Consider the following 882-nt stretch of genomic DNA (forward strand, 5'->3'; position numbering starts at 1 on the left):
TTGTAACTGTAACTACTTTGGCTTGTCAAGCATATAACAACCTTAATGGTAAAGTCCCAGTGAAAGTAACTCTTGATAAGATAGGTCAAGGAGCTCATTACTATAGCTTAGATGGCAGTGCTGAAAAAGTGATTGCTTGGACAATAGCGAACCAAGCGTTTGAGGTAGAAGTAGATCCTATAATAACACACACCATTACTGTAAAAGATGTAAATGCCTGTGTGACTACAGCTACTTTCAGTACTACAGCTATTATTACCGCTTCAGCTACACTCAGCAAACTTAAAACTTGTGCATCACCTACTGCAGCAATCAGTGTAACAGTAGCTGGAGGAACAGGTACCTATAGTTATACTTTAGAACATATAGATAATGGTAGCTCTGCTGGACAAATCATTGCTCAAAACCAAGTTTTGTCAGCAGGAACTACTACCATTACAATTCCAGCACCTGCCGATGAAGGTACTTACCGCATCACTATTTACGATACCGAAACAATAAATTGTCCTATAGTAAAAGAAGTAATTCTTCCTGTTCCTATATGGCCTAATATCGATGATTTAGTGGTACAACCTTACCACGAAAAATGTAATTTAGGACTCACTGCTACGGGTACGGGGGTTATAGAAGTAGCAATGCCTACCGATAGCGATAGTTATACATTCCGTATCCTAAGCGCTACCGATCGTACTACAGGCTTAGCTGTTCCATTTACGCCTACACCAAGCAGTGCAGGAACACACAACGCTACCTTTACTCAGTTGCACGGAACACCTATAGGAGTATTGTATGTATTACAACTTACAGTAAACTCAACAGGTTGTACAGCTAATTTTACAGCTGAAATTACCTCTCCAGAACCATTAGAGTTACAAACGGGAG

General features: G+C 40.0%; 1 protein-coding gene. It reads left to right on the forward strand.

The window, feature by feature from the left end:
• Window positions 1-882, forward strand: an 882-nt coding sequence (locus HMPREF9073_RS16055; protein ID WP_009414061.1) for a hypothetical protein, incomplete at both ends; no start/stop codon positions are given.

Source organism: Capnocytophaga sp. oral taxon 326 str. F0382 (assembly GCF_000318295.1).
Taxonomy (GTDB): Bacteria; Bacteroidota; Bacteroidia; order Flavobacteriales; family Flavobacteriaceae; genus Capnocytophaga; species Capnocytophaga periodontitidis.